At 67.2% G+C, this 25,217-nt stretch carries 20 protein-coding genes and 2 pseudogenes; 5 read left to right on the top strand and 17 right to left on the bottom strand.

Translation table 11 applies throughout. The annotated features are described in order from the left end of the window. A pseudogene (locus tag ACJ8AT_RS00795) lies at positions 1-119 on the bottom strand (glutathione S-transferase family protein); the annotation flags it as partial. A gap of 97 nt (positions 120-216) precedes the next feature. On the opposite strand from ACJ8AT_RS00795, the gene ACJ8AT_RS00800 reads away from it, so the two are divergent. Beyond that, complete coding sequence (locus tag ACJ8AT_RS00800; protein ID WP_407735585.1) at positions 217-1,602, top strand: serine/threonine-protein kinase; 1,386 nt, start codon at positions 217-219, stop codon at positions 1,600-1,602. 721 nt (positions 1,603-2,323) lie between these two features. Here the strand turns inward: ACJ8AT_RS00800 and ACJ8AT_RS00805 are convergent. The 3 genes from ACJ8AT_RS00805 to ACJ8AT_RS00815 all read right to left on the bottom strand — a co-directional run bounded on the left by ACJ8AT_RS00805 (position 2,324) and on the right by ACJ8AT_RS00815 (position 5,828). Continuing rightward, the gene (locus ACJ8AT_RS00805) at positions 2,324-2,896 is read right to left on the bottom strand and encodes a hypothetical protein (RefSeq protein ID WP_407735586.1); all 573 of its coding nucleotides are present in this window, start codon (positions 2,894-2,896) and stop codon (positions 2,324-2,326) included. Between the two features lie 4 nt (positions 2,897-2,900). Beyond that, complete coding sequence (locus ACJ8AT_RS00810) at positions 2,901-3,293, bottom strand: hypothetical protein (RefSeq protein ID WP_407735587.1); 393 nt, start codon at positions 3,291-3,293, stop codon at positions 2,901-2,903. Between the two features lie 204 nt (positions 3,294-3,497). Next, positions 3,498-5,828 carry a hypothetical protein gene (locus ACJ8AT_RS00815; protein ID WP_407735588.1) on the bottom strand — a complete coding sequence of 777 codons (2,331 nt, stop codon included), beginning with the start codon at positions 5,826-5,828 and terminating at the stop codon, positions 3,498-3,500. A 42-nt stretch (positions 5,829-5,870) separates the two neighbouring features. On the opposite strand from ACJ8AT_RS00815, the gene ACJ8AT_RS00820 reads away from it, so the two are divergent. Continuing rightward, the gene (locus ACJ8AT_RS00820) at positions 5,871-6,602 is read left to right on the top strand and encodes a CsgG/HfaB family protein (protein ID WP_407735589.1); all 732 of its coding nucleotides are present in this window, start codon (positions 5,871-5,873) and stop codon (positions 6,600-6,602) included. Between the two features lie 4 nt (positions 6,603-6,606). On the opposite strand, the gene ACJ8AT_RS00825 is transcribed toward ACJ8AT_RS00820, so the two are convergent. The 4 genes from ACJ8AT_RS00825 to ACJ8AT_RS00840 form a co-directional block, all read right to left on the bottom strand. Further along, entirely contained in the window at positions 6,607-7,854 is a 1,248-nt protein-coding gene (locus tag ACJ8AT_RS00825; protein ID WP_407735590.1) for a hypothetical protein, read from the bottom strand. Between the two features lie 9 nt (positions 7,855-7,863). Continuing rightward, positions 7,864-9,336 carry a PKD domain-containing protein gene (locus tag ACJ8AT_RS00830; protein WP_407735591.1) on the bottom strand — a complete coding sequence of 491 codons (1,473 nt, stop codon included), beginning with the start codon at positions 9,334-9,336 and terminating at the stop codon, positions 7,864-7,866. 16 nt (positions 9,337-9,352) lie between these two features. After that, positions 9,353-10,435: a hypothetical protein gene (locus tag ACJ8AT_RS00835; protein ID WP_407735592.1), complete on the bottom strand. Its 1,083-nt coding sequence runs from the start codon at positions 10,433-10,435 to the stop codon at positions 9,353-9,355. A gap of 196 nt (positions 10,436-10,631) precedes the next feature. Continuing rightward, positions 10,632-11,093, bottom strand: coding sequence for a tetratricopeptide repeat protein (locus ACJ8AT_RS00840; RefSeq protein ID WP_407735593.1), 462 nt, complete (start codon positions 11,091-11,093; stop codon positions 10,632-10,634). A gap of 96 nt (positions 11,094-11,189) precedes the next feature. On the opposite strand from ACJ8AT_RS00840, the gene ACJ8AT_RS00845 reads away from it, so the two are divergent. The 3 genes and pseudogenes from ACJ8AT_RS00845 to infC form a co-directional block, all read left to right on the top strand. Next, the gene (locus ACJ8AT_RS00845) at positions 11,190-11,777 is read left to right on the top strand and encodes a hypothetical protein (protein WP_407735594.1); all 588 of its coding nucleotides are present in this window, start codon (positions 11,190-11,192) and stop codon (positions 11,775-11,777) included. 107 nt (positions 11,778-11,884) lie between these two features. After that, positions 11,885-12,163: a mersacidin/lichenicidin family type 2 lantibiotic gene (locus tag ACJ8AT_RS00850; protein WP_407735595.1), complete on the top strand. Its 279-nt coding sequence runs from the start codon at positions 11,885-11,887 to the stop codon at positions 12,161-12,163. A gap of 264 nt (positions 12,164-12,427) precedes the next feature. Beyond that, positions 12,428-12,964, top strand: a pseudogene (infC, locus tag ACJ8AT_RS00855) (translation initiation factor IF-3); the annotation flags it as partial. A gap of 235 nt (positions 12,965-13,199) precedes the next feature. Here the strand turns inward: infC and ACJ8AT_RS00860 are convergent. The 9 genes from ACJ8AT_RS00860 to ACJ8AT_RS00900 all read right to left on the bottom strand — a co-directional run bounded on the left by ACJ8AT_RS00860 (position 13,200) and on the right by ACJ8AT_RS00900 (position 25,132). Continuing rightward, on the bottom strand, positions 13,200-13,763 hold the full coding sequence (locus ACJ8AT_RS00860; protein ID WP_407735596.1) for a regulatory protein RecX: 564 nt from the start codon (positions 13,761-13,763) through the stop codon (positions 13,200-13,202). Between the two features lie 119 nt (positions 13,764-13,882). Beyond that, the gene (locus ACJ8AT_RS00865; RefSeq protein ID WP_407735597.1) at positions 13,883-14,242 is read right to left on the bottom strand and encodes a DUF1304 domain-containing protein; all 360 of its coding nucleotides are present in this window, start codon (positions 14,240-14,242) and stop codon (positions 13,883-13,885) included. Positions 14,243-14,295: 53 nt separating this feature from the next. Then, positions 14,296-15,237 (bottom strand): hypothetical protein, encoded by a 942-nt coding sequence (locus ACJ8AT_RS00870; RefSeq protein WP_407735598.1) that lies wholly within the window; start codon positions 15,235-15,237, stop codon positions 14,296-14,298. 81 nt (positions 15,238-15,318) lie between these two features. Beyond that, positions 15,319-17,865 carry a fused MFS/spermidine synthase gene (locus tag ACJ8AT_RS00875; protein WP_407735599.1) on the bottom strand — a complete coding sequence of 849 codons (2,547 nt, stop codon included), beginning with the start codon at positions 17,863-17,865 and terminating at the stop codon, positions 15,319-15,321. Positions 17,866-17,894: 29 nt separating this feature from the next. Beyond that, entirely contained in the window at positions 17,895-18,368 is a 474-nt protein-coding gene (locus ACJ8AT_RS00880) for an SMI1/KNR4 family protein (RefSeq protein WP_407735600.1), read from the bottom strand. Between the two features lie 852 nt (positions 18,369-19,220). Further along, the gene (locus ACJ8AT_RS00885) at positions 19,221-19,994 is read right to left on the bottom strand and encodes a class I SAM-dependent methyltransferase (RefSeq protein WP_407735601.1); all 774 of its coding nucleotides are present in this window, start codon (positions 19,992-19,994) and stop codon (positions 19,221-19,223) included. Between the two features lie 88 nt (positions 19,995-20,082). Next, complete coding sequence (locus ACJ8AT_RS00890) at positions 20,083-22,581, bottom strand: WD40/YVTN/BNR-like repeat-containing protein (protein ID WP_407735602.1); 2,499 nt, start codon at positions 22,579-22,581, stop codon at positions 20,083-20,085. Between the two features lie 101 nt (positions 22,582-22,682). Beyond that, complete coding sequence (locus tag ACJ8AT_RS00895; RefSeq protein WP_407735603.1) at positions 22,683-24,848, bottom strand: diguanylate cyclase; 2,166 nt, start codon at positions 24,846-24,848, stop codon at positions 22,683-22,685. Further along, positions 24,845-25,132 (bottom strand): FtsB family cell division protein, encoded by a 288-nt coding sequence (locus ACJ8AT_RS00900; protein WP_407735604.1) that lies wholly within the window; start codon positions 25,130-25,132, stop codon positions 24,845-24,847. The genes ACJ8AT_RS00895 and ACJ8AT_RS00900 overlap by 4 nt, the downstream gene beginning before the upstream one ends. Positions 25,133-25,217 lie beyond the last annotated feature (85 nt).

Below are 25,217 nucleotides of genomic sequence, written 5' to 3' on the forward strand. Positions count from 1 at the left end.
AGATCCGCGGGCATCAATTTGCCCGTCTTCTCCCCCAGGTACAGCAGGATCGCGCCCGTCTCGGTGAGCACGAAGCCATCGTCCTCGAGCACCGGCACCTGAGTGAAGGGGTTCAGCCGCCGGTACGACCGGTACGGACGTGACGTTCAAGACAACGCCTGAGGTAGGCTGTGCGGGGGAGACCGCGCTGGTTTCTCCCGCATCCCCAGGTACGCCATGGACAGCCCCTCCCCCATCGCACTCCACCCCGCCCTGCTAACTCCAGGCACGGTGCTCGGAAACTGGCGCGTGGAGGCCTTGGCCGGCGGCGGAGCCCATGGCGCCGTCTACCGCGCCGTGCCCTGCCACGACGAACATGCCTGCCCCGTGGCCCTGAAGCTGGCACTGCTCCCAGGGGACCCCCGCTTTACCCGCGAGCGGGAGCTGCTCTCCCGCTGCTTCCACCCCAGCATTCCTCGCTTGGTGGATCATGGGGCCTGGCAGTCTCCTTCGGGGACAGCCCACCCTTTTTTGGTCATGGAGTGGGTGAACGGCGGGCCCTTGTACGAACAAGCCCGGCTTCATCCTCCGGCTCCTGCGCGGGTGCGGCTGTGGCTGGCCCAATTGGCTCAGGCGCTGGCAGTCCTTCATGCTCAAGGCGCCGTCCACCGAGACTTCAAAGGCGACAACGTCTTGGTGCGCCGCTTGGATGACCGAGCCATGCTCATGGACTTCGGCACCGGCCTCTACCCGGGCACTGCTTCGCTCACCCCAGCGATGGGTTTTCCGGGCACTCCGCTTTATCGCTCTCCCGAGTCCTGGCTCTTCGAGATTCAGTTCCACGGCAGCACCACCGCGCTCTACCGGCCCTCCTCAGCCGATGATCTCTACGCCTTGGGCGTCACCGCGTGCCGGCTGCTGACCGGCGAGTACCCGGAGCTCTCCGAGCCCTTCCGCGATGAGCACGGCACCTGGCACTTGAAGGGCGTGCGGCTTCCTCGCTCGCTGCGCAACAGCCTCGTCGTGGATCCTTCTCTACGCCCTCTGATTCTGCGCCTGCTCTCGGTGCAGCCCGAGCAGCGCGGCACCGCGGCGCAACTGGCGCAGGAGTTGGAGCCTGTCTCACCCGTGAGGTCCTCCCCGCCATCCGTCAAAACTCGAGCGCCTTGGAGACACGCGTGGCTCTTGCTGCCGGCAACAGCGGCGGGGCTGGCTTTGGCCCTCTGGCGGGGGCAAACGGCTTCCCATGATTCCCCGGAGCAGCCCTCCGTGGCCCGTGCAGAGCCCATGAGGCACGACTCCCCGGATGCAGGCACCGCCGGGCTCGGGGACGCCGCAACGGTCGCGGCTTTGGAGCCGCCACCCTCGGGCTCCATGAATGAGGCGATGATCGAGGACACCCTGCCCGAACCGCAGCCCGGACAGATGCGGCCCGATGAGAAGGGGCGTTGCCCTCGCAAGGGAGCGGTTGCTCTCAACGGGGGATGCTGGGAGGAGACCGCGTGGGAGCCTGAGAAATGCCAGGAACTCGGCGGTCAGATGTTCAAGGGCACCTGCTACGTGCCCTTCATCCCTCCCGGCCGCAAGCATCCCCCCACCTCCGGTCCCCCGAAGACTCCGTGAGGCCCTCAGAACCGAGCGACCCTTCACACTCTGGAACTGGGCCCGGCCGAGTCCACCCGTTCCCTTCAACACTGCCCTTAGTCTAAGTTGACACGTGTTGCGAATTCTCATGCAAGCTGGACGGGGACCTTTCATCAAAAGTATCAGCTTGGGTGCAGGCGCATAGGCCAATCAATCCGGCAAGCACAACACGATGCATTCATCCCTCCTTGAGTAGGCGAGGGCAGCGTATCTCAAGCGAGAGCAGGGTTGAACAAAGAGATGCATGAGGCGGTTTGCGCTTGCGAGGGCTGGCGGAGATTCTCCGCGAAGCGGCATCAGCAGCAGTGGCCCGTCGCCTGCCGCCTCTTCATGGGAGGGCGGCTTGAGCAGGCGTGTTCCCTACAGGGCTGCGGGGTGGGCACGCCGACGTGGCACTCGGCCCTCCGGCACTCGTCAGCAGCCCTCCTCTGCCTCTCTGCTCTCGCCCGTTCCCTTCGCCTCGGAGTGTGTCCCCGCCGAGTTGGCGTCGCGCTTCCGGCGGATCCCTCCTCCGTCATGCAAGCGGCGCAACTTTCAGGAGAACAGTGCGTATTAACCGTCCTGCGAAGCGGGGCTCGCGGGACGCGGCTCAGCGCTGCGGGTCGTCTGTAGCCCTGCCCCTGCGACGATGCGCATGAACGCTCCTACGGATGGACGACGGCGTGCATCATCCGCGCCCGTACTCACGGGAACAGGACGTTCAGGGCACCCTCTCAGGCTGACTGACAAAGAGCGCATGAAAAAGTGTGGTGTTCGGCGGCTGCTGCGGATCCACGAAAAGAGGGATGGGAACCTCCCCCACCTCGCGCGGAAGGAGACTGGCGCCGAATGTTGACTCAATTTTTCTGGCAATCGTGGTTGCAGGCCCCCGCATCTCGGGCGGAAGTGGCTCAAGAAACACCCGATGGCTGATTCGTTCCTTGCCACTGTATTCGTATTGCACGCCATAAACCGTGTAGACCGGAGCCAGAATGCTGATACAGCCGACGACAGCCCAGTCAACATGGGGTGGAGTACTTTCCCTTTCTGGATACGCTGCACAACGGAGGCATGCGTCAAACGTGGTCGTGGCATCTCCGATCGTGAAGCCAGGGAGCTCGCCGGTGAGATCTCGAAGAAACGCCCGCCACGGATCCACCTTCTCAAGCTCTTCCTTCCATCGCTTCTGGAGTCGCGCGGCCTGAGGGCTCTTGTCTGGCCTGACATAAGACTCTTGATCGGCGGGCCAGTATTCACGAGCGATGGAGAGCAACTGCTCTGCTGAAAAGATCATGGGTTTAGAAACCGACTCGTGTGTGCGGGATGTCCTCCCCACATCCCAATTTGACGCGTGAGCCGCGCACCCGCTTGGCCAGGATCTGGTTGAAGGCATCCTTGAAGTTCGCGCACACGAGGGCGGAAGGACTAGAGGGTGGGGCTGGCTGCACGACCAACTGCACGGCCTCATTGATGCAATCCGTAGCAATTTCTGCTGCCTCCCACGGAGCGATATAGCCATTCTCGCGATTCTCTATCGGCATTCCGATGCCGATCAGACACACATGGGAATCCTGTGTCGTCATGTTCGTGAAGAGCGCCTCGAGACATGCCTCTTGCCAGCCGCTTGGGCCGGTCTCGGCCCTCTGAACGACTGTTTGAAACTTCAGCTGCGCTCCGATGCAGCCCGACACAAGGGGAAGAAGGAGGGCGCTCAGACAGAACTGCGCGACCTGTCTCAAGAACCGTAAGCGACAGGTAGACATGGCCGCACCTCTTTAGGTGAATGGCACTGCCTGAGAAGGCCAGCCTGTTATGCCGTGGGGTGGCTGTCAAGTTGGCAAGAAGTGATTGGCCAGGTTGGCAAGTCTGGTGCTGAACACGGGGCGTCAGTTCCGTCAGCGCCTGCGCCAGCTCAGCAGGCGGGCCAGCGCCACGGTTCCAAAGACGAGCACCGTGAACGCGGCGGTGTAGCCCAGAAAGACGAACCAGCCCGTGGTCGTCCCGGGGATGCCCACCGAGGGGCTGAGATCCTGGAACTGAGCCCCCGAGAAGAAGCCGCACGCCAGGCTCACCGGCAGGAAGACGAACACCAGCAGCCCCACCATCCGGTCGAACTGGTCTCGCTTGTACTGATCCAGCTCCGAGGCCTGGTCCTTCATCGCTCCCACCGTCTCCTGCAGCCCGTGGAGCGAGTGCCACGCCAGATAGCGCGCGTTGAAGTCCGGATCCTCGCCCACCCGCGAGTGCCACAGCGAGTTGGTGAACAGCATCACGTCCGAGCGCACGCTGCGCGCAGGCCTCAGGCTCTGCCACCGCGAGGTGCGGTAGCGCTGCTCCACCTCCGCCATCCTCCGGCTGATCTCGAAGGCCGAGTACCGCTGCCCCGTCGTCAGCAGGAACAGCAGGAAGTCTTGATCGCACCGCAGCGGGGCCCCCTCCTCCGCCTCGATCAGCAGCTCGAGCCGAGCGCCTCCCGTCGACGTCAACCAGTGCTCCGTCTCCCCGGCCGCGTCCTTCAGCACCCGGCGGCTCTCCGCGGCGGCCTTCGAGGGCAGCCGCTCCAGCGTCGGCGCCGTCCCCGAGGCCAGCGCGTGGAACAGCCCCTGCATCGAGCGTGAGTCATCCAGCATCGACGAGCGCCCCCGGGAGATGCGGTAGGCGCCGTAGACGAGCCACCGCTCCGGCCCCAGCGGCTCCAGCTCGGGGCTCATGTCGCGCAGGGGCGCGAGCTCCCACAGCGCCCGTCCCTCCGCGAGCCGCGCCTGCTCCTGGGCCAGCTCGTACATGGAGATCTCGGCCATCCGGGGCTGCTCGATCCAGATCACCACGAGGCGGTTCGGATAGACGGAGACATGGACGGTCCGCCCGTCCGCCGGCTGTTCGTAGTGCGCCACGTCCGCCGCCGGAGAGTCCCCGAGGAACGAATCGGCCACCGCCGGGTGGAAGGACACGGCCTGATCCGAGAGGGAGCGGCGGTGGAAGCCTCGGGCCAGGAGGACCTCATGCGGCGCCTTCCCCTTCCACAGGAACGGCCGCGCGTAGACGGTGTGCGCCCGGAGGACATGGACATGGCGGCCGACGTTGAACCGGCTCCAGAGCGCCTCCCAGAGCTCGCGGCGGGTCAGGCGAGTGCCGGAGTACGGAGGCGCCACCAGCGTGGAGCGCCGCCTCGCGCTGGTATAGCCATCCGAGTACCAGGGATCGGAGTAGTCGTTGGGCTGGTGCTCGAAGCGCCGCGTGCCTCGCGCCCGGGCACTGCCATCCGGCAGCCGCTCCCCCTCCAGCGTGTCCAGCCACCCCGCCAGATCCGCCAGGGTGCCGGCGCGCTCCGGAGCCAGCGAGAGGGTGTGCCGGACATAGGTCTTCTCCGCCTCCGGCACGTGCACGGCCATGAAGTCGAAGCCCTGGCCATAGTGGGTGTGCTCGCTGTCCGTGCGGGCCAGCAGCTTCAGCACGGTGACGTCCTGGAACGAGGAGAGGAAGAGCGCGTCCACGCGCCGCATGCCCGCTTCCTTCGCCTCGCTCAGCGGGATGTCGAGTTGCACGCGCTGGGCCCGTGAGAGCTCGGCCTTGTACAGCAGCGCATCCGCCTTGAGCCGCCGGGAGATCTGCAAGGGGATGAGTGTCTCGGGGAGGGCTCTCAGCTCCTCGGAGGTCCGCACCGTGTCCAGCACGCAGGCCATCAGCTCCAGCACCTCGCGGGAAGGCCGGCCGAGCAGTGAGGAAGGCCACAGCCTCAGCCCCGCGTAGAACACCGTGCCCAGAGCGCGCTCGTACTCTCCGGCCCGCTCGGTGTGGCCCTGCTCCCACTCTCCCACGTACTCGCTGACCGCCTCGGCCCCCGGTGGGAAGTGGCCGTGGAGGGTCCGGTACATGACCAGCAGGGCCGCGGCGATCACATCGAGGGTCGGCTCGTGGACGCGCAGCAGCAGAGGCCCCAAGCCTCCCTCGGACTCCGGGCGCCGCAGCTCCTGAGCGAGGGCCTCCAGCTCCGCCTCGGCCTGGAGCACCACGCCCGTCGTCGAGTGCGCCGAGCGCCGCACCCACTGCGGCAGCTTCCACGACAGCATGCGCGGGTGAGCAGGCAGGGCCTCGCCTCTCGCCCCTACGCTGAGGAACAGCTCCCGCACACCGGGCTCGACTCCGGGAGCGGGCTTCTCGGTGGTCCACTCGACTTGGCCTTCTCGGCACAGGGCCTCGACCACCTGGCGCAGCTTGGCATCCATGGGTTGCAGCTTACAGGCGCCTCCGTGACAGAATCCTGTTCCGTGCGTTCCCTCTTCGCTGTTCCCCTGCGCCTCTGCTGCCTGCTGCTCGGGCTGCTCGCCCTGCCCTCCTCCGCCGCCGACAAGCCCACCGTCGCGGTGCTCTACTTCGGCTACTCGGGCGAGAACCCCGAGATGAAGGTCCTCAAGAAGGGCCTCGCCCAGATGCTCATCACGGATCTGGCCGGCTTCGGCACCGTGAAGCTCGTGGAGCGCGACCGGCTCCAGGAGCTCCTGGACGAGCTGCAGATGGGCCAGAGCGACAAGTTCGACTCGGCCACCGTGGCGAAGATCGGCAAGCTGGCGGGCGCCCACTACCTCGTGCTGGGCAGCTACTTCGATCTGATGAACACCCTGGTCGTGGACGCCAAGGTCGTCAAGGTCGAGACGGGCACCATCCTCGGCTCTCGCAGGGGCACTGGCACCCCCGAGGAGTTCCTCGCGATCGAGCAGAAGCTCGCGCAGGACCTCAACCAGGTGCTGGCGGGCATCGCCTCCCCGAGCCCCGAGAAGACCCAGTCCCCCACTCCCGAGCCCACGGGGGCTCCCGGCTCGCCCTCGCCTTCGCGCAAGGCGCGGAAGCTGCCCACGAAGATCGCGCTGCGCTACTCCCGCGCCCTCGACGCGAAGGATCGCAAGGACGTGGAGACGGCGAAGAAGGAGCTGACCGAGGTGCTCAAGGAGCAGCCGGACTTCGTGCTCGCCTCCATGGATCTGGCCAGCTTGATGAAGTGACGGCTCACGGCTGCTTGCAGAGCGCCTGGGCCTGCGAGGACCCCAGATCCCGAGCGCGGCACCAGGCCGCCTTGGCGCGCTCTCGATCCGCCGTGGCCTCCTGCTCCTTTCCCGACGCCTGGGCGGCCGCGGCCCGCGCCGCGTAGGCATGCCCCAGGACCAGGGAGACATCCGCGACGCCGGGAGCCATCTTCGCCGCGCGCTCCAGTTGGGGCACGGCCTCGTCCACGCGCTTCTCCTGCAACTGGACGATCCCCAGGTTGAACCGCGGCTTCCAGAAGCGAGCGTCCAGCTCGGCGGCGCGCGAGTAGTGCGCCGCGCTCTCCTTCCAGTCCTGGGCCTTCGCCGCCATCCTCCCCGCCAGGTTCTCCGCCGCCGCGAAGCCCTGGGGGCACTCGAGCGCCTTGCTCATGGCCGCCACATCGGGATGGCCCGCCAGGAGGCTGGCCCGGGCCACGTGGTACCACCCCTCGGGGCGCCAGTCCTGCCGCGCTCTCAAGGCGTCGAGGGCCGTGGTGGCCGCCTGTGCCCGTGAGTCCTCGGGGACGCGCTCCGAGAGCCGGGGCGCCACCTCGAGCAGCGGCTTGAGCGCCCGAGGATCCTGCTCCTGACACTCCGCGGGAGGCGGAGGCTCACCATTCTCGGCGTAGAGCGCGTCCAGCCTGCCGCGAAACTCCGGAGTCTGATCGGAGCGGCGAGCCAGGAAGCCCAGGCCCACCACGAGCCCCGCGAGGAGGACTCCCCCCACGAGCGCCGTGCGCCTGCCACTCGACGCGCCCGCACCCGTCCCGGAGGCCGAGCCCAGCGCAGGAGCAGCCGGCTCCTGGGCGTAATGCTCCTTGTACCAGGTGAGGATCGCCACGAGGGAGTTGAGGCTCGTCACCGCCTCCTCGAGCCCCACCTTCACCCCGGCCTCGTGGAGCCCTCCCGCGTGGTCATGCGAGCTGAGGTTGCCCCACGCCTGCACCGTCCCCATGTGCGCCAGGATGTTGGTGGGGATGACTGAGGCGTGGGCCTGCTGCCGGAACTTGTTGAGGAGCTCGTCGAGCATCGCCTTGCCCGGCGTCTGCTTCAGCTCCGTGGTGACCAGGGAGCGCAGGAGCATCTCGACCACCAGCCGAGCGTTCTGCAGCACTCCCTTGTAGTCCTGATTCCGCGCCCGGGCGGAGAGCGCCGTCAGATCCTCCCGCGCCCTGCCAAAGTAGGGAGTGAGCTGCTCGATGCGCTGGAGCAGCGGTTCCAGCTCGGTCATCCCGCGAATCTAGCGCGAGCCCGGCTTCGGTGGCGTGTGCGGCCTGTGCTCGCCGCCAGTGCCCGGCGCGGCCGTGGGCCCCTCGGGCGGCGGTCCCGGCTTCGGAGGCGCGTCCCGGGGATCACTCGGCTTGGCCGCGGCTTGCTCGTTGGCGAAGCGCGCGTTGATCTCCGCGAACTTGCCCTGGCGCTCCAGCGCCCAGAGATCCTCGTCCGTCACGTAGGGCTTGTTGAGGAGCTTCCGCGCCGCGAGGATCTTCTCCTTGAGCATCGGATCCAGCACCGGATCGCTCTTCTCCTTCGTGGGCTTGGGCGGCGGGCGCATCACCGAGTACGCGCCCCGCACCGGCAGCCCCTCCGAGTCCTTGCCCTCCAGCGTGAACTCCATCGAGAACACGTCCGGATCCTTGTTCGTGTCCAGCTTCGCCTCGAACTCGATGCCCCGGCCCGGCGGGATGATGCTGGTGCCCAGCAGCGACGAGGGATCCACCACCTGCTGCGGCGAGGGCCCCGTCGGGTTCACCAGGTGCTTGAACACCTGCGCGTTGTGGATGAACACCGGCTTGTCCCGCATGTGGAACAGCCGGACCTTCTGCCGCACCACCCCGTCGCTGCCCAGCTCCGGGAAGCGCGGCGTGAACTGCACCAGCAGCGTCACCACGCCCTTGGTCGCCAGATCCTCGAAGGCGGGGTTCATCAGCTGCAGCGAGGCGCGCCCCAGCACCGGCTCGTCCGCGTTGCCGTACACCTTCACCTCGACGAGCAGGTTGGAGAACATCGCGTCCTGCTTGCGGGCCTCGAAGTTGTGGGTGACGGAGGGAAGCTCGGTGGTGGCCGTCTCGCCGTCTCCGAAGGTCCACTCGTACTTGCGCGGCTGGAACGGGACGAACGAGGCGTTGCCCGGCGTGGGGTTCTCCATCAGCTTCACCTCGAAGTCGAACTCGCTCCAGGTGTTCGCCCGGAGGTGCGAGGTGATCAGCGCCATGCGCTGGGGCTTGCACTGCTTCACCGTGAAGGGCGGCACGTCCACCATCGTCATCACGTTGTTCTTGCCGAACACCTGGATCTGCAGCTTCGGCGACTCGCCGTCATCCGCGATCCACGAGCGCAGGGGCACCCGCGGCCCCAGCCGCCCGCCGATCGCGTAGTGCAGGAAGGCATCGGTCCCGTCCGGGGTGTGGGCCCGGACGGAGACCAGGTTCTCCTCGCCCTCGCACACCTCGGTCTTCTCGACGGTGACGTCGTCGATGATCGGGGCGGCCGGGTCCGCCTTGGCCTCGGCGGGCGTGGGCGGCGCCTCGGCGGCGGGCACGGGTGGCGGAGCAGGAGCCGGGACGGCTTCGACGCGGGTGGGCCCGGGCATGGCCGGGGGAGGTGGCGGCGGTGTGGAGGGAGGAGTGTCATTCCTCCACAAGCAGGCCACCAGCACCACCAGCAAGCCCGCGCCCAACGCGGCGATTCCCGTCTTCCTTCTCCTGCTCACGCTCACTGCTCAGTCCTTAGAACCAGCACCCGTAGACGTTGCCGCCCGAGTTCCACTGGATCGTGTTCGAGGTGTCATAGGCCCACAGGCTCACGCCCGAGCCCGTGTATGGGTGGCCGCTCCAGCCGCCCAGCCGATCCGGGCTGATCGACCGGGAGACGGTGGCCGCGTTGTTGTAGATGTTGCTCCAGATGCTCCCGTCGTCGGTGTCGCAGCGGCCCGCCGACATACAGTTGCGGACCTGGCGGCCGGCGTCGTCACAGATGTTCTCGAAGCAGGTGATCGTCGAGCCGATCCCCTTCCAGAAGCCGAGGCCCGTGTTGCACTCGTTCTCCACGGAGCTCTCGAGCGAGTTGCCCGCCGTCTGCAGCAGGGAGTGGTTGTACGTGTACGCGTCGATGGCCGGGAAGCCCGCGCGGTACTGCGCGTGCGAGATCAGCGTCGAGCACACCATGCCGTTGTTCCAGCCGGCGCCGCCCGTGTTCACCGTCTCGAGATCGCGGTACTGGTAGAGCACGTAGTTGAGCGGGTAGCCGTTGGGCCCCTTGTACCGGTAGAAGGTCTGCCCGCCGTCCTGCCTGGAAGCCGTCGCGACCGTGGGCATGGAGTTCAGCAGCCAGTTGGAGACCGTCTCGCCCTTGGTGTCGTAGCCCGCGGAGGTGCGGCTGCGCTGGTAGGCGATGTACTCGAGGGAGCCGCCGCCACCATAAAGATACTGATAGATGCCACCCTGGTTGATGCGGCCGGCGCCCGGGTAGCCGCTCGTCAGCTCGCCCGGATTGATGGGCGTGCTGCAGTAGGTGGGCCAGCCGGTGGTGCCGGGGGTGTACATGGTCTCGTGCGTCACCTGCCCGCCGGGGCCGTGGGAGAACATGGAGTGCGTCCGGTACTCGCCGACCGCGTCGAGCACCGCCGTCACCGGGCCGCCTCCGCTGCTACGGCTCAGGACGATGGCGCCGTTGGGGACGTTCCAACCGGACGAGGAGCTGCCGCACGACACGTCCGAGGTGCTGGTGGCACCGGCGAGCGCCGTCGGCGCGGCGATGGCGGCCACCACGAACGCGGCCGAACGAATGGTTTTCACAACACGATTCGACATGAGTCCTCCCTTCACGGGGACAGGGGAAAACCGAGCACTAGAAGAAAATCGAAGAACGCGGATTGTGTACTCTTGACACACTCCGAGGCAAGCGGGGAAGTCCGCCGCGCGGAGTCATGAAGACTCATGGGCTCTCGGAAGCGTTCACTTTTCTGCCTTCATTGTCTCAGCGCGGACTCGTGCTCGCCCACGAGGCTCATGGAGCTCCGGCCGCGAGCATGCGCTGGAGGGTCTCGGCTTGCTGGCGCCTCTGGGGATCGGCGTCCCGCGTCGCCTTCGCAGCGCAGCCGCGCGCGCGGAGCGGATCCGTCTTCGCCAGGGCCAGGGCCAGACAGAGGTTGGCGCGCGGGTGATCCGGCTGAGCCAGCAGCACGGGGGCGAGGACGCGCTCCGCCCGAGCCTCCTGCTCGTGCTCCAGGTACAGCATGGCCAGATCGCACGCGGGCTCCGGCTCCGTGGGAGCCGCCGCGTGGGCGCGCTCCAGCAACTCCAGGGCCCGGGGGCGATCGCCCGCCAGATCCAGCGCTCGGGCCAGGCCGTGCATCAGCTCCACGGACTGGGGCGCCTCCCGCCATGCCGCCTCCAGCAGCCTGCGGGCCTCCTCCACCTCGCCCCGCTCCAGCCGAGCCATCGCGTCCCGATAAGCCTCTGTCTTCACAAGGGTTTCCTCCGCCCGCTGGCCGTGCCCGGCGAGCCTGAAGCAACTGACGCCTACATTTTACGACAATATAAGAAAGCCTTCCCCCGAGCCCCCATGATCGTCCGCAATGATCGCGTCTCCCCTCGTCTTCCGCTGACCTCCAGCTCGGAGGCGGCTCCCACGAACAAGCCCGCGGCGGCCGAGACGGTGCGCCCCTTCGCCCAGGATGCGTTCGAGGGAACCGCTAACGTACAGCGCACGGCGCAGGTCGCCGAGGCCCCCGCTGGCGATGACGGCCAGCTGATGCACGAGTACCTCACCGGCGCGCGTCCTCCTCCGGCCGACTTCGAGCAGGTGATGGGCTACAAGCCGTTCCTGAAGCAGACGGCGCATGGCCCTCGGATGCAGGATCCCTACGGTGACGCGTCCTCGCCGGGAAAGATTGGCCCGGTGAAGGAGTTCGACACGGCGGCCAAGACGCACGACTACGGCTACGACATGCTCCGGTACTACGCGAAGAAGGGCACGCCGCTGGCGCCCGAGGCGCGCAAGACGGCGGACGCGCAGTTCCGCGAGGACATCTTCCACTACGCCAACGATCAGAAGGGCCTGGGGGATCGCTGGAAGTACCGGACGTGGGCGCAGATCTTCGCCACCGCGGTGGAGCTGAACTCGCGCCGTCAGAACTACGGCCCCCCGTAAGGAAAGCCAGCCGCCGGGACCCCGCGCCTCTCGTCACACCTCACGCGCACGGACTCCACCCGTTGAGACTCTCCACCCCGGAGAGCCTCTGAGCCGCGAGGAAGACCATGAACCGAGAGACCATTGTCCGGGCCTGGAAGGATCCGGAGTTTCGCGCCAGCCTCACCTTGGAGCAGCGGCAGGCGCTCCCCGAGAGCCCTTCCGGCAGGCCTTTGACCGAGCTTGACGAGGGAGATCTGTCGGACGTCGTGGGGGGCGCGGCGGTCATCCGCCCCACGCCCCCCATCTTCTTTACTCAGCAGCGCTTCTGCTCCACGCGGGGCAGCGCGTATGATGCGTGCCCGAGCGCCTGGGGCTGCCCTACCCTGACCCTCAAAGATCTCTAGTCACCGAGTGTCCTGCAGGAGCCAAGACCGGGCGTTATCTCTGGCGTTCTCGCCGCCGATCATGGGAGGGTGGCCGCAAGCCCCCTCTCCTCTCCGGCGAGCAGGCCCATGGGAGCAATCCTGCCTCCGGACGCCTGCCTGGCAGGCGCAGGACGCGAGAAGGGCTGCCCCATATCCGTATCGCAGCACCCCTGTCATCCTGAAGGGGCCTGTCCCACCTTTGGGGGGACGGGCTTGGAACCCACTTCGAAGGAGCGTCACATCATTCGCGAACAGAGAAGCAGCCGCGGCGGGAGCCGCGACCAGAGAACCAACCGCCGCATCCGCGCACGCGAGGTCCGCGTCGTGGGGTCTGATGGCTCGCAGCTTGGGATCATGCCGCTCGAGGCAGCGCTCGATCGCGCTCGGACCGAGGGACTCGATCTGGTCGAGATCAGCCCCATGGCCACGCCGCCAGTCTGCAAGATCATGGACTACGGCAAGTTCAAGTACGAGGAGAAGAAGAAGGCCGCCGAGTCCAAGCGCGCGCAAGTCGTGGTCCACCTCAAGGAAGTGAAGCTCCGTCCGAAGACGGAGGAGCACGACTACGAGTTCAAGGTCCGCAACATGCGCCGGTTCATCGAGGATGGAGACAAGGCGAAGGTCGTCATCCAGTTCCGAGGCCGAGAGATCACCTACCGGCAGCAGGGCACCGCGATCCTCGAGGACGTGGCGAAGGATCTGAAGGACATTGCCGTGGTGGAGCAGCCGCCGCGCATGGAAGGCCGCCTGATGTTCATGATCCTGGCGCCCACGCCCAAGGTCGCCCAGAAGGCCCGCGAGCTGGCGCGCGCCAAGCGCACCGCGAGCGCCCAGAAGGACGAGAAGGAGGAGCCCGCCAAGGCCTCCGAGGAGAGCAAGACCTCCGAGGAGAGCCCGGCCTCCGAGGCCAGTCCCCAGGCAGAGCCCACAGCGGCTCCCTGAGGCAGGAGGCTCACACGCGGTGGAGGCCCTCCACCGCGTGGGGCATGGAGGAGCCTTCCACAGCTGACGAGCGCTACTCGGGTGCTTCGTCGATGATCTTCTTCGCCGTGGAGAACGAGAAGCCCGCCCGAGCCAGCGCGGCGAGATCCCTCTGCCGGTTCTCCCGCCGGGTTTGGGCATCGCGGCGGAAGGGCCCCAGCCGCTTCTTGCGAGCCCAGATGCGCGCGGCCGCGTCCTCGGAGACCTCGGCGGTGGCCTCGGCCAGCTTCTGCGTGACGACGTCCGGAGCCACGCCCTTCATCCGCAGCTTCTGGACAATGACCCGAGCGCTGCGGCCCGAGGCGCGCAAGGACTGGGCCTTCTGCTCCGCGTAGGCCTTGTCATTGATAAGCCCGTTGCGGATGAGCTTGTCCGCGAGCGCCTCCACCCAGCCGAGCGCCTCGGCGCGGTCGCCCCCGTGGAAGCGGAGGGAGCGGTCCACCTTGCGCACGAGCACGCGCTTGAGCTGGCTCACTGTGGCCGCGTACCGCTTCAGGTAATGGAGCGCGGCATTCTCCAGGTAGCGCGGAGACGCCTTCCGAGGCTTCTTCCGCGCCCCCTGAAGCTTGCCACCCTGTTCACCCTTTGGCTCGTCCATGGAGAGGCCCGTGTAACACCGGAGTCCGACGCTACGCCTTCTTCGTACGCGAGCGCCGAGTAGGCGCTGGGCGAGCATCCGAGCGTCCTCTGGCAGGAGCGGTGGTCACCTTCGACTGCTCACGCGCCTTTCGAGACAAACAGCAGGAGGCCCGCGAGAAGGGCCGGCAACGCCTGGACGAAGAAGATGCGGCGGCTCACCGTGACACCCGCGAAGATTCCGGCCACCGCGACGCATGCGAGGAAGAACGCGGTGAAGCGTCCTTCCCCCAGGTAGAGCGCCAGCGCGAGCCCGGCGGCGAGAAAGCCGTTGTAGAGCCCCTGATTGGCGGCGAGGCTCGCGGAGGTTCGCGCGTCCTCGACGGACCTTCTGAAGATGGAGCGGCCCAGCGGCTTCTGCCAGAAGACCATCTCCAGGATCATGAAAGCCACGTGTTCGGCGACGATGAAAACGCAGAGCGCCGTACCAATACCGTGCATCGTGCCGCACCTCCCGCATCGGCAAAGCGCCGAATGGAGGTGACTCTACTGCGTTACGGCTTGCCCGCGCGGGCCTCGTCGAACGGGACCCGGGCCGGCAGGTACGCCGAACCCAGCCCGTGCGCATCGCCCGGGTTGCTGCCGTAGTCGAAGCGTCGCACCACGGCGTCCTTGCCCGCGTGATCCAGGAAGTTGTCCTTGCCCAGACCGAACAGCCCGGGGACCAGATCCTTGTCGTTCACGTAGTGCACGTACTTGGGCCCGTCCGGGTACGACCAGGCCGCCGCGCCGAACGTCTCCGCCTTCACGTTGCTCAGCAGCTTCTCCGTGTCCGCCTTCGAGAGCCCATCCTCCAGGCGCAGCCGGTTGGCCACATGGCTCAGCGCGCGGCTGGTGATGAGCCCGCCCTGGCTGTGCCCCATCAGGTGCACCGAGTGGCCCGCCTTCAGCTCCGAGTAGATCGTGTCCGCCAGCGTGTCCACGGCGGGGTTGGTGCCCTTGTCCAGCTTGTCCTTCACGCACTGGAGCACGTCGGCCGCCATGCCCTCGGTGGCGTTGTGCACGCCGATGATCTTCGCGCCCGTGGTGTCCGCGATCGTCTGCAGGCTGTTGGCCTGCTTGTCCTTGTTGTCGCCGATGCCGTTGACGTAGAGGATCGTCTCGGACGGGTTCGGGTTGTTCTTCGGCGTCACGCCGGGGATCTGGCTCAGCGGCGTGCCCGGAGCGAACGTCTGGCCCCCTGCCCCCACCAGCTTCCCGTCATTCGGGAGGTCCGCCTTGTCCCCGCCGAACAGGCCGCCCAGCAGCCCGGCCTTCTGCTGGACCTGGTGCTCGAAGCCGTCCACGAACTGCCCGAGCTTCTGCTCGCCCTTCTCCACTCCTTGACGCACCGCATTGGCGGCGGTGCCGACGGCGTTCTCCGCCTTGTTCACGGTGCGCTGGACGTCGCTCTCGACTCGGTGGAGGAGGTTCAGGCCGCTCTTGAGGATGTTCATGGGCTCTGGAGATCAGAAAGAGGGAATACCGCTTCCCCCATTCTCGGAATGAGGGAGTCCAAAGTTGCGTCTCGGCCGGAATCATCGATCCGCGGGCCGCAGGCAGTCCAACTCCAAGTCCCTCAGGAACGAGAGGAAGGCGTTGTCCCCTACCGCCGCGCGGGCCCGCTCGACGGAGGCTCGCGCCGAGGCCCAGTCCCGGTCCATCTTGAAGCGGGTGGACTCCAGGACGCGCTGGTTCGCTTCCAGCTCGCGGGTGAGCTGCTGTGCTTCCAGCCCCTCGGCTCGCGCCAGCCGCGGCGTGGGTGACTCGGAGAGCGCCAGCAGATCTTCCGGGTGGAAGGGGCGGTCCGCGTTGAACAGGAAGTACTCCACTCGCGGGTGGTCATCCGTCATCGCCGGATAGCCCTGGACGTAGCGCCGCAACGCCTCGGTGCCCGCCACGTAGGTGCCCAGCAGCCCGTACGGACTGGTGAAGCCCACGTCCGTGAGCGAGCGCGCCACTCGCGGCTCTGCCCACTCGTGCTGCCAGCGCTCCCAATCCACCGTGAGCGGCCGATCCGACGCCACGAGGATCGCCTCGTAGTCGGAGGGGATCCACAGCGTCACCTCGGAGAAGGCCTCCAGCAGCGAGGCGATCATGCCTCGGGTGAGGTTGTCCGGCTGCTGCTCCAGGGGGATCCACTGGGAGAGCACGCCCCCCGGCGCGAGCCGCTGCTTCACCAGCCGGTAGAACTCGGTGGTGTAGAGGTTCACCACGCCAGCTGAGCGCGGCGGCGGGGGCTCGAACGAGATGACGTCGTACTTTCCGGAGGCCGCGAGCAGGAAGTGGCGCCCATCGTTGAAGATGACGTGGGTGCGCGGATCCTTCTCTACGTGGTGGTTGTGCTCGGCGAAGTGAGGCGCGGCCAGCAGCACGTCCGGGTTGGTGTCCACGATGGTGAGCGAGCGCAGCTCCGGATAGCTGGCGAACGAGCCCGCCGTGCTGCCCGTGCCGAAGCACACCTGGAGCACATCCTGCGGCCCCGGGTGCAGCAGCATGGGCAGATGGGCCAGCGTGGCCATGTACCGCTTCCGAGGCAGCACCGTGTTCGCGTAGCTCACCGAGCCGAAGAGCAGCTGCTGGTGGTGGAAGGGGCGCTCGCGGCAGCCGGGCCCACAGGCGTAGCGCCCCGAGTCGCAGATGGTCTGATTGTCGTACTCGAGCACCGCCAGCGAGCCGTCCGTGCCTTCCTTGACGAAGAGGACTCGGGAGTCCACGTGCTCGGCGAAGGCCCGGATCAGCAGATCCCGAGGCACCAGGAGCACGCCGACCGCGAGCAGCACCGCGCCGGCCCACATGCTCCGGCGAGCCCGGGGCCGGACGTCCGGATCCAACGCCTGGACTCCGAGCGCGAGCGCCATGTTGAGCACGCAGACGAGGACGAAGCTCCACTGGGTGCCCACGGTGGGCACGAGCACGAAGCCCATGAGCAGCGAGCCGACGATGCCGCCCAGGGTGTTCACCGAGTACAGCATTCCCACGTTGCTGGCGGCCGAGGCCACATGCCGCGTGGTGAGCTGCACCACGAGCGGGAAGATGATGCCGATGAGCGAGGCCGGCACGAGGATGATGAGCCCCGCGTGGAGCAGCATTCCCACGTAGGTGGCATTGGCGCCCCAGCCGGCCAGCTGCACGGCGAGGATCTTCCCCACCGGCCGGGACAAGCCGAGCAGCGCCATGGATACCAGCCCGGTGAACGCCAGCAGGGCCTCGACGGAGACGAAGAGCTCCAGCTCTCTCCCCCGCCCCGACAGCTTCAGCGAATAGACGAGCCCGCCGATCACCAGCCCGAGCAGGAACGTGACGAGCAGGATCGTGAAGGCGTAGGTGGAGGAGTCGAGCACCGTGGAGAGCACTCGGAACCAGAGCACCTCGTAGGAGATGGAGCCGAAGCCGCACAGCGCGAAGGCAGCCACCAGCAACCGGCGCCGCGATCCGGTGAATGCGGAAGGAGCCTCGACGGCCTGGGTGGGCGCGATGGCCGGCAGGGCCTGGGACGGCAGCCGGAAGTGCAGCCCCGTCACCACGAGCCCGATGAGCCCGTTCACCGCCGCGGCGATGATGGCCGTACGCCACAGCCCCAGCGCGCCAATGAGGTAGAAGCCAGCCGCGCCGCAGCCGAGCACCGCGCCCAGCGTGTTGAGCGCATAGAGGACACCGAAGGAGCGGCCCAGGCCCTCCAGCTCGCGAGCGATGAAGCGCGTGAGGACGGGCAGCGTGCCGCCCATGGCGAAGGTAGGCGGCAGCACGGCCAGGAAGGACAGCACGCCGCGCACGGCCAGGGGTCCGCCACCGGGGAGCCCCACCGAGGACAGCAGCTCCGGCAGCCTCGCGAGGATCCAGCTGATGCTCAGGGCCAGGACTGCCGTGGCGCCCTCCAGCAGCCCGTAGACGAGCAGCGGGCGCTGGAGCCGATCCGCGATCCGGCCAATCCACAAGCTGCCCAGCACGAGGCCCGCGAGGAACGAGGACACCACGAGGCTTACGGCGAACGTGGTGTGGCCGACCACCAGTGTGAGGTAGCGGACCCAGAGCACCTCGAAGACGAGCCCGCTCATCCCCGAGGCCACGAACAGCAGGCCCACGACGGCGAAGATTCTGGCGGGAACGCGATTCACGTGGCCGCCTGAGTCAGCCAGAACTGGCGCCCGCCGCTACGCAGAGCACCGTCGAGGAATTCAGCGAATGAACTCGCGATCTGCCTGCATTGTGTGGGGTCGGGGAACGACTCATGCCAACCATCGATGATGGGATACCGGCTGCTCTTCTGCATGCCAACGTCTACGATGATGTAGTCGCCATCATGCAGCGCGCAGATCACATACCAAGTGGCCGGCCCTTCGGCGTCCGTGTCATCACGGTAGAAAGCCACCCGAGCACGAACGACCTTGGCTAGGGGAAGAAAGCGAAAAGGAGCGTCGGGCTGGGTGAATAACTTCGCCCCATTGCAGTGCAGATAGAAGGCCCGTAGGTCGGGATCCAATTTCCAGCCCATCCGCTTCTCGAACTCCTCGATCTCTTGAGGCGAAGCGGGAGGATTGGGGAAATGGCGGCTTGAAATCTCTCCAAGCAGGGCGGAGATGGTCATGGTGTCAATCCGAGTAAGGAAGGTCCGGCCCTACCGTGTTCCATGGCCCCGAACCCGCGTAGCACTGCGGATAGATCTTATTAAGCACTGCATGGGTGTCTTGAGGCGTTGGCAGGACATTGGGTTTGGCAGTGGGATCTCCTCCATGCCCCAGATCCCGCAGGTGATGTCCTGGCCAAGAAACTCCCTCCTCATCCGCAGGCCAGGCGCCGAACTCCCCACTCCATTCCTTGCGAAATTTATCGCGGGCGTTGTCCCAGGTTGCACGCCGTGCAGCGGTATCTGACACCCGGGGGTAGTCACAGCAGCAGTGAGTCATGGCCAGTCGGCCGCCTGCGGCGTAATCCACTGGCCCCAGGCTGCCGCGCGTATCGATTTTGATGTCCGCGATCCAGATACACCCCATGAGGTTGTAGCCCTGCACGGTGCATTTTTCCTGGCACGCGTCCATCAGCCTGCGGTTGCATTGCCAAGGTCCGTAGTAGAAGGTTCTCTGGATCTGTGTCCCTGTTGGACCCGGCACCCAAGGTGCCACCCATTTTCGGGATGCAGGAGGGAGCGCTGCCGGACTTGGCGTCGAGACGGTGTTAGGCGTTTCGCAACCGACAAGCAGAAACAGCGCCAATACCGTCTCACAATACCTCATATGGTGTTTCGGAGTTCTCGTCATGACCATGAAGGCACTGAGACTTCAAGAGGGCTTCATGCCTCATACTTTATTGCCGACCTCTTCTCGGCCTTCAGAGCACTTTTTATCAGCCATCCAGCATACTCGTGCACTTTAGAGTTGCTCTGAGACATGAAACACCTATGCAGCGTGTAAGCCGCTTGGGGTGAGATACTCCTGTAGTACTAAAGGGACGCGACGCGGCCCCAAACAACATCAGTATAGCGGGAACCCGGCTCCGGAGAGAGCCCCAGCTTCCTCAGGTCATCCGAGTGCCTTGAGCCCTTCACCACCACCCAGCGCCGCGCCACGCGCCGGCCCTCCTGAAGCGCCTCGGGGGTGAGCGGGGCGTGGTCGGCGAACCGGCGCAGCACGTCGAACCCGGGCTGGGACTTCGTCGGCCGAGCGAACATCGGATCGAAATAGACGACGTCGAAGGAGCGGGACGGGAGCGTACGCAGATACTCGTGCGTATCCGCGTGCACCACCTCCACGCGACACGAGTCCGGCCCGAGTTCGTACGTCTTCAGGCCCTCCGAGACGATGGCGTACAGAGCCAGGCTCTTCTCCACGCCCACCACCCTGCCCTCGGGGCCCACCGCGAGAGAGGCCACTAGCGCGTCCTGTCCCAGCCCCAGCGTGCAGTCGAGCACGGCGTCTCCTTTGCGCAGCTCCGCCACTCGCACGAACGTGTCCGGCTCGCCCTCCGCCAGCCGGAGCCGTCGCAGGTGGGCCATGCCGGCGTGGAAGCCGTGGTGGCCCTCGCGGTCCCAGAGCGTCACCCCGTCATGCCCGAAGACGATCAGGGCCTCGGCGCGCGAGTCGAACCAGGGAGTGATGCTCTCCTTAGGGTGTCGTGAGAAGAACGGCACGCCCCACTGCCGGGCCGCAGACTGCGCCTGGGAGACGAGCTGCTCGTTCGGCTTGGCGCTGGTGGTGACGGCGAGCGGAACGCGCATGAGATCGTGGCGCGGACTCTACCTCCAACGCGAAGGCGGAGAAGGTTTCCCCTCTCCGCCTCCGTACTTCCCTGCGCTCAGGCGCGGGCTACAGCGCGGAGACCGGCAGCGTCCACAGGCCGCGGCCGTAGGTCGCGGCGATGAGGATGTCACCCGGCGCGACGCTCAGGTCGCTGACCGACACGAGCGGCAGCCCTGTGCCAGCGCGCTTCCACGTGCCGCCGTGCAGCCCCGAGGAGAACACGCCCACGTCGGTGGCCACCGCGAGGCCCCGGCTCGTGATCACCACGTCGTTCGCCGCCACGTCCACCAGGTCTCCGGTGATGTCCGTCCACGTGGCGCCACCGTTGTTCGACTCGAAGACGTGGCCCACGCCCGGGTCATCCGGGCCCACCAACCACCGCCGCGAGTAACCCGAGTACGTCACGTACACGTGCGCCGCGTTGGCCGGATCCACCGTGACGGCCGAGATGTACCGCGTGCCCAGCGGCGAAGTGACCTGATGCCAGGTGCCACCGTAGTTGGTGGCGATGCCGTTCTTGAACCCGGTGCCCGTGATCAGGCTCGGGCTGCACGGGCCGCACCAGCTCGCGAAGACGGTGCTCCCAGAGGCTCCCACGGCCGTGGCCGCTCGGCCGCTGCCCAGATCGTAGCTGACCTTCCAGTCGCACCCGTTGCTGTCGCACAGCGTGTCGAAGCCCTTGGTGGACTCCCAGACGTACTGGCCGCCAGCCACCAGGTGGTTCTTGTTGTTCGGGTCCATCATGAACGGCGCGATGAAGCGCGCGCTCGGATCCCTCGGGGCGATGTCCGTCCAGGTCTTGCCACCGTCCCGCGACTTCGCGACGTCCAGGTTGGTGTACTCGGTCATCACGTTGTCCGGGTTGGTGGGATCCACCACGACGTCTCCACCGTCACCCCCAAAGGGCTCGGCCGGCTCCTGGCCGACGACGACCTTCGCGGTGCCGTTGTCCTGGAGGCCGCCGTAGTACGTCAGCGGCCCCGTGGCCGTCTTGCCCGCGCCCGCGTAGTAGAACTGCAGCGTCCCGAGCGTGGCGTTGAGGTTGCTCCAGCCGCCCGGCGCGTGGTTGGCCAGCGAGCGGGACCAGACGCCGCCGTCATTGCCCACCCACAGCGTGCCATGGGCGATGAATGCCGCGTGCTGATCCGAGTGCGTGGTCGCCACGCAGGTGCCGCCCAGCGGGTTGTAGGCGAAGCACGACAGCGTGAAGTTCCAGTAGGCGCCCAGCGTCTCCCAGCTCGTGCCGCCGTTGGTGGACTCGTAGACCTCCTCGAGCCCCAGGTAGAGGTGGTTGGCGTCCGCCGGATCCACCACGAGGAACTGGTTGTACCAGGCCTGGATGCCGGGCTGGTATGCGTGGCCCATGCTGCCTGTCTTCATCGCCGAGTCGCTGTCGCCCTGCAGCTTCGACGCGCTCGCGATCTTGTTGAACGGGCCGTGGGCATCGCCCGTGTTCGACACGTAGACGCCCTGGAGCACGGTACTGGCGCTCAGGTTGTCCATGGACGAAGGGTCCTGGACGACGGCGTACAGCTTGCCGCCATCCGCCGAGTACGCCAGCGACACGCGCCCCTGCGCGATGGGCGCCACGTAGCCCTGGGGGTTGAAGGGCCCGGTCCAGGTATTGCCGCCATCCTGGGACTCGAAGATGCCGTTGGTGTCCGCGCCGTTGCGCCAACCGATCACCGCCACGAGATCACCCGTGGTGCCGCCGGTGCCGGGCTTCACCACCAGGTCCGTGACGATGTTGGCCACGGGGCTGGTGCCCGAGCCGAGGATCCGCTGCCACGCGGTGGCGCCCGCCGTCCAGCGGTACACGCCGTGCGAGGTCGCCGCGTACAGCCGGGTGTGGTCCACCGAGTCGACGATGATGCGGCCCACGAACGCGCCGAGCAGCTCGTCCCCGCCCATGCGCGCCCACGTCTTGCCGCCGTCGGTGGAGCGCAGCACGCCCACGCCCGCGAACGCGTCCGAGTTCGTATTGGCCTCGCCGGTGCCCGCATAGACGGTGTAGCCACCCGGCTGCTCGTCGATGGCGAGGGCGCCGATGGAGAGGGACTCCAAGGAGTCTCCCACGGGGGTCCAGTGCACGCCGCCGTCAGTGCTCTTCCAGAGGCCGCCGCCCGCGCCACCGGCGAACACCGTCTGGCCATCCTCGAGGGCCGCCAGAGCGGTGATGCGGCCGCTGTTCATGCCCGCGCCGCCGCCGGTGTTGCTGAAGTACGGGTCCGCGTAGAGCGGGTTGTCACTGTTGTAGTTCTTCGGGCCGAGCTCGCTCCATGCAGCGCTGCTGGAGCCCTTCACGCCGCGCGTGTACGCCACCGCCGCCGGCCAGGCCGCCGCGGGCACGGTGGTGGCGGGGGCGGCTCGGGCCTCGAAGCGCGCCAGGGCCGCCTTGTAGACCTTGGCCGACTCATCGCCCGCACCGAGGTGCAGACCTCCCGCCAGCCGTGAGCCGTCTCGCTCGACTTCATCCCGATCTACGTCCAGGTTGCTCGTCTTATCCGTGCAGGTGGCCATGGCCAAAGCCGCCGCCAGCACGGACCACTTCGGTGTGCTCCGCATCCGAATCCTCCAGGGATCATGGAAGATTCCCATATCAGCCATAATTCAAGGAATCATGGCTGATATGGGAATCAGGTGTTGCCCTGGAGTGCTGACTCTCTCTAGCCCGCTTCGGCCACCTGGAGCTTCCTGCCGCCCTGCATCTGCACCACCGTCACCGACTGGTTCCTGCCGTGACGCTTCGCGTGGTACAGGCACTGGTCGGACAGATCGATGAGCTGCTGCTTCTCGTAGCCGTAGTCCGGCCCGGTGGAGATGCCCAGCGAGAGCGTCACCTTCAGCGGGCCCATCTCCGTCTGGAAGACCTCGGCCTTCACCGCCTCGCGGATGCGCTCGGCGATCACCAGCGCGCCCTTGGCGTCCGTCTCCGGCATGATGATGGCGAACTCCTCGCCGCCGTAGCGCGCCACGATGTCCGTGTCGCGCGCCTTGTCGCGGAGGATCTTCGCCACGCCCCTGAGCACCGCGTCGCCCGTGGGGTGGCCGTAGGTGTCGTTGACGCTCTTGAAGTGGTCGATGTCCGTGAGGATGAGCGACACCTTGCGCCCGTAGCGCTTGGACTGCGCCAGGTACTCGTCCGCCTTGCTCTGGAAGGTGCGGTGGTTGAGCAGCCCCGTGAGGCCGTCCGTGGTGGCCATGCGCTCCATCTGCTCGAAGAGCTGCGCGCGCAGCACCGCCTGCGCCGCCTGGATCGCCATCACCTCCAGCATCCGCAGCACGTCCTGATCCAGCGCCTTCTTCCGGGAGCCCGCCACCAGCGTCCCGAGGATCCGATCACCCGCCGTGAGCGGGAAGATCTTCAGCGCCCCCAGGCCGCGGATCTGCGTCTCCTCGTCGAAGATGACCTGCCGGTCCATCGCCTTGATGTCCCGGCCCGGCAGCGGCGCGCCGTAGCGCACCACGTTGGCTACCAGCCCGTTGTTGTCCGCGAACGACTGACCCTCCAGCGCCTTGCCCGCCGCGGTGACGCCCGTCATCCGCGCCACCTTGTGCATGCGCTTGCCGTCCACCTCGCTCACCAGCGTCACCGCGCAGAAGTCCAGGCTGGCGATCTGCCGCGCGCTCTCCAGCACCGCGACGAACACCTGCTCCGGGCTGCCGGCGCGGTTGAGCTCCTCGATGGCGCGGAAGAACCGATCCTTCTCGTCCCGGCTCTTGCGGATGTACGTCATCACCCGCTCCACCTCCATCGCGCGCAGCACCTCTCCGGCGATCACGGTGAGCAGCCGCTCGTCCTGATCGGAGAACGGCTCGTGCATGACGCGGTCCGCCACCAGCACGCCGCGCACCAGCCCGCCCGCCTCGATGATGGGCACCGCCAGCACCGCCGACACCTGCGGCGCGCCCCCGTCGTAGTAGGTGATGCCCTTGAGCCCGTGCGGCGAGTTCATCCGCACCGGCGCCTGGCGCTTGAGCACCCCGCCGATGATCCCCTCGCCCGCGGCGAAGCGCTCGCGCTGGATGCGCTCGGAGGTGGAGCGGCAGTCGTAGAGCTTCAGGCTCCGGTCATCCGAGGTGAGCAGGAACGCCGCGCAGGTGTGGGTGCGCAAGGCCGTCTCCGCCACTTCCAGCGCCGCGCCCACCGCGCCCTCGATCTCCTTCACCGAGGCCACCAGCCACTTCTCGTCCTGGTTCATCCCCGAGAAGCTGTCCTGGGTGCCGGAGCTGATGAGGCGGAAGGTGCGGGCGCGCTCCTCCACCTCCTTGATGCGCTTCTGCACCGCGTCGTTCTCGGCGTGGCGGGCGGCGGCCATCCGAGCGGCCAGCACCGCGTGGTACAGGCCCGCGAACAGCGCCAGGAAGAAGGCGTGCATGGTGAACGCGGCCCAGGCGCCTCCCTTCACCGAGCCCAGCGTGACGAGCCCGTCGAACACCAGCGCCGCGCCCAGCAGCGTCAGCCCGGCGTTGCGAGGCAGGAAGGCCACCAGGAACGCCATCAGCAGGTAGACGATGGGGAAGAGCACCCCGCCGCCGATGGCCACCACGATGAAGGCGGTGGCGATGAGCCCTCCGCCCAGCTCGAGATCGTCCCGCAGCTCCACCAGCGCGCCCAGCGCGTTGCGCCGCAGGCGCCGCCAGGCCGACAGCCCCAGGCCCACGAGCAGGAACAGCACCAGGAACGCCTCGGTCCACCCGAGCCGGCTCAGGCCGTGGAAGCCGTTGCGCGCCAGGTGCATGAAGACCAGCAGGATCGACGCCGCGGGCACCGAGCGCCCCGCCTTGCGGACGACCTTGGGCATCAACGGGATGGACGAGAGCGCGTTCATGGCTCTTCCTCCTCCAGATGGAAGACGAGCTCGCCGGGCTTCACGTAGCCGAGCTCCTCGCGAGCGGCGCGCTCGAGGGCGGCGGGATCCTTACGCAGCGCGTTGATCTCTTTCAGGAGGGCCTCGTTCTGCTCGGCGAGCACGCGGTTGCGCTCCTGCAGGGACTTCACGTCCTGGCGTAGCGTGAGGTAGCGCCGGAAGCCCCGAGCATCGGCCACGGAGGCCAGGGACAGTCCCCCCGCCAGCACCGCCGCCACCACCAGGAACTTTTTCCGCGCCGTCATGAGCCTGCGGAAATTACCAGCAGCCGCCGAGCGGGCAAGAAAACTGCTCCAGGTATGTAGCACCCTGTCAAAAGGCACGCCGGGA

It is taken from the genome of Hyalangium sp. (assembly GCF_045802625.1).
Taxonomy (GTDB): domain Bacteria; phylum Myxococcota; class Myxococcia; order Myxococcales; family Myxococcaceae; genus Hyalangium.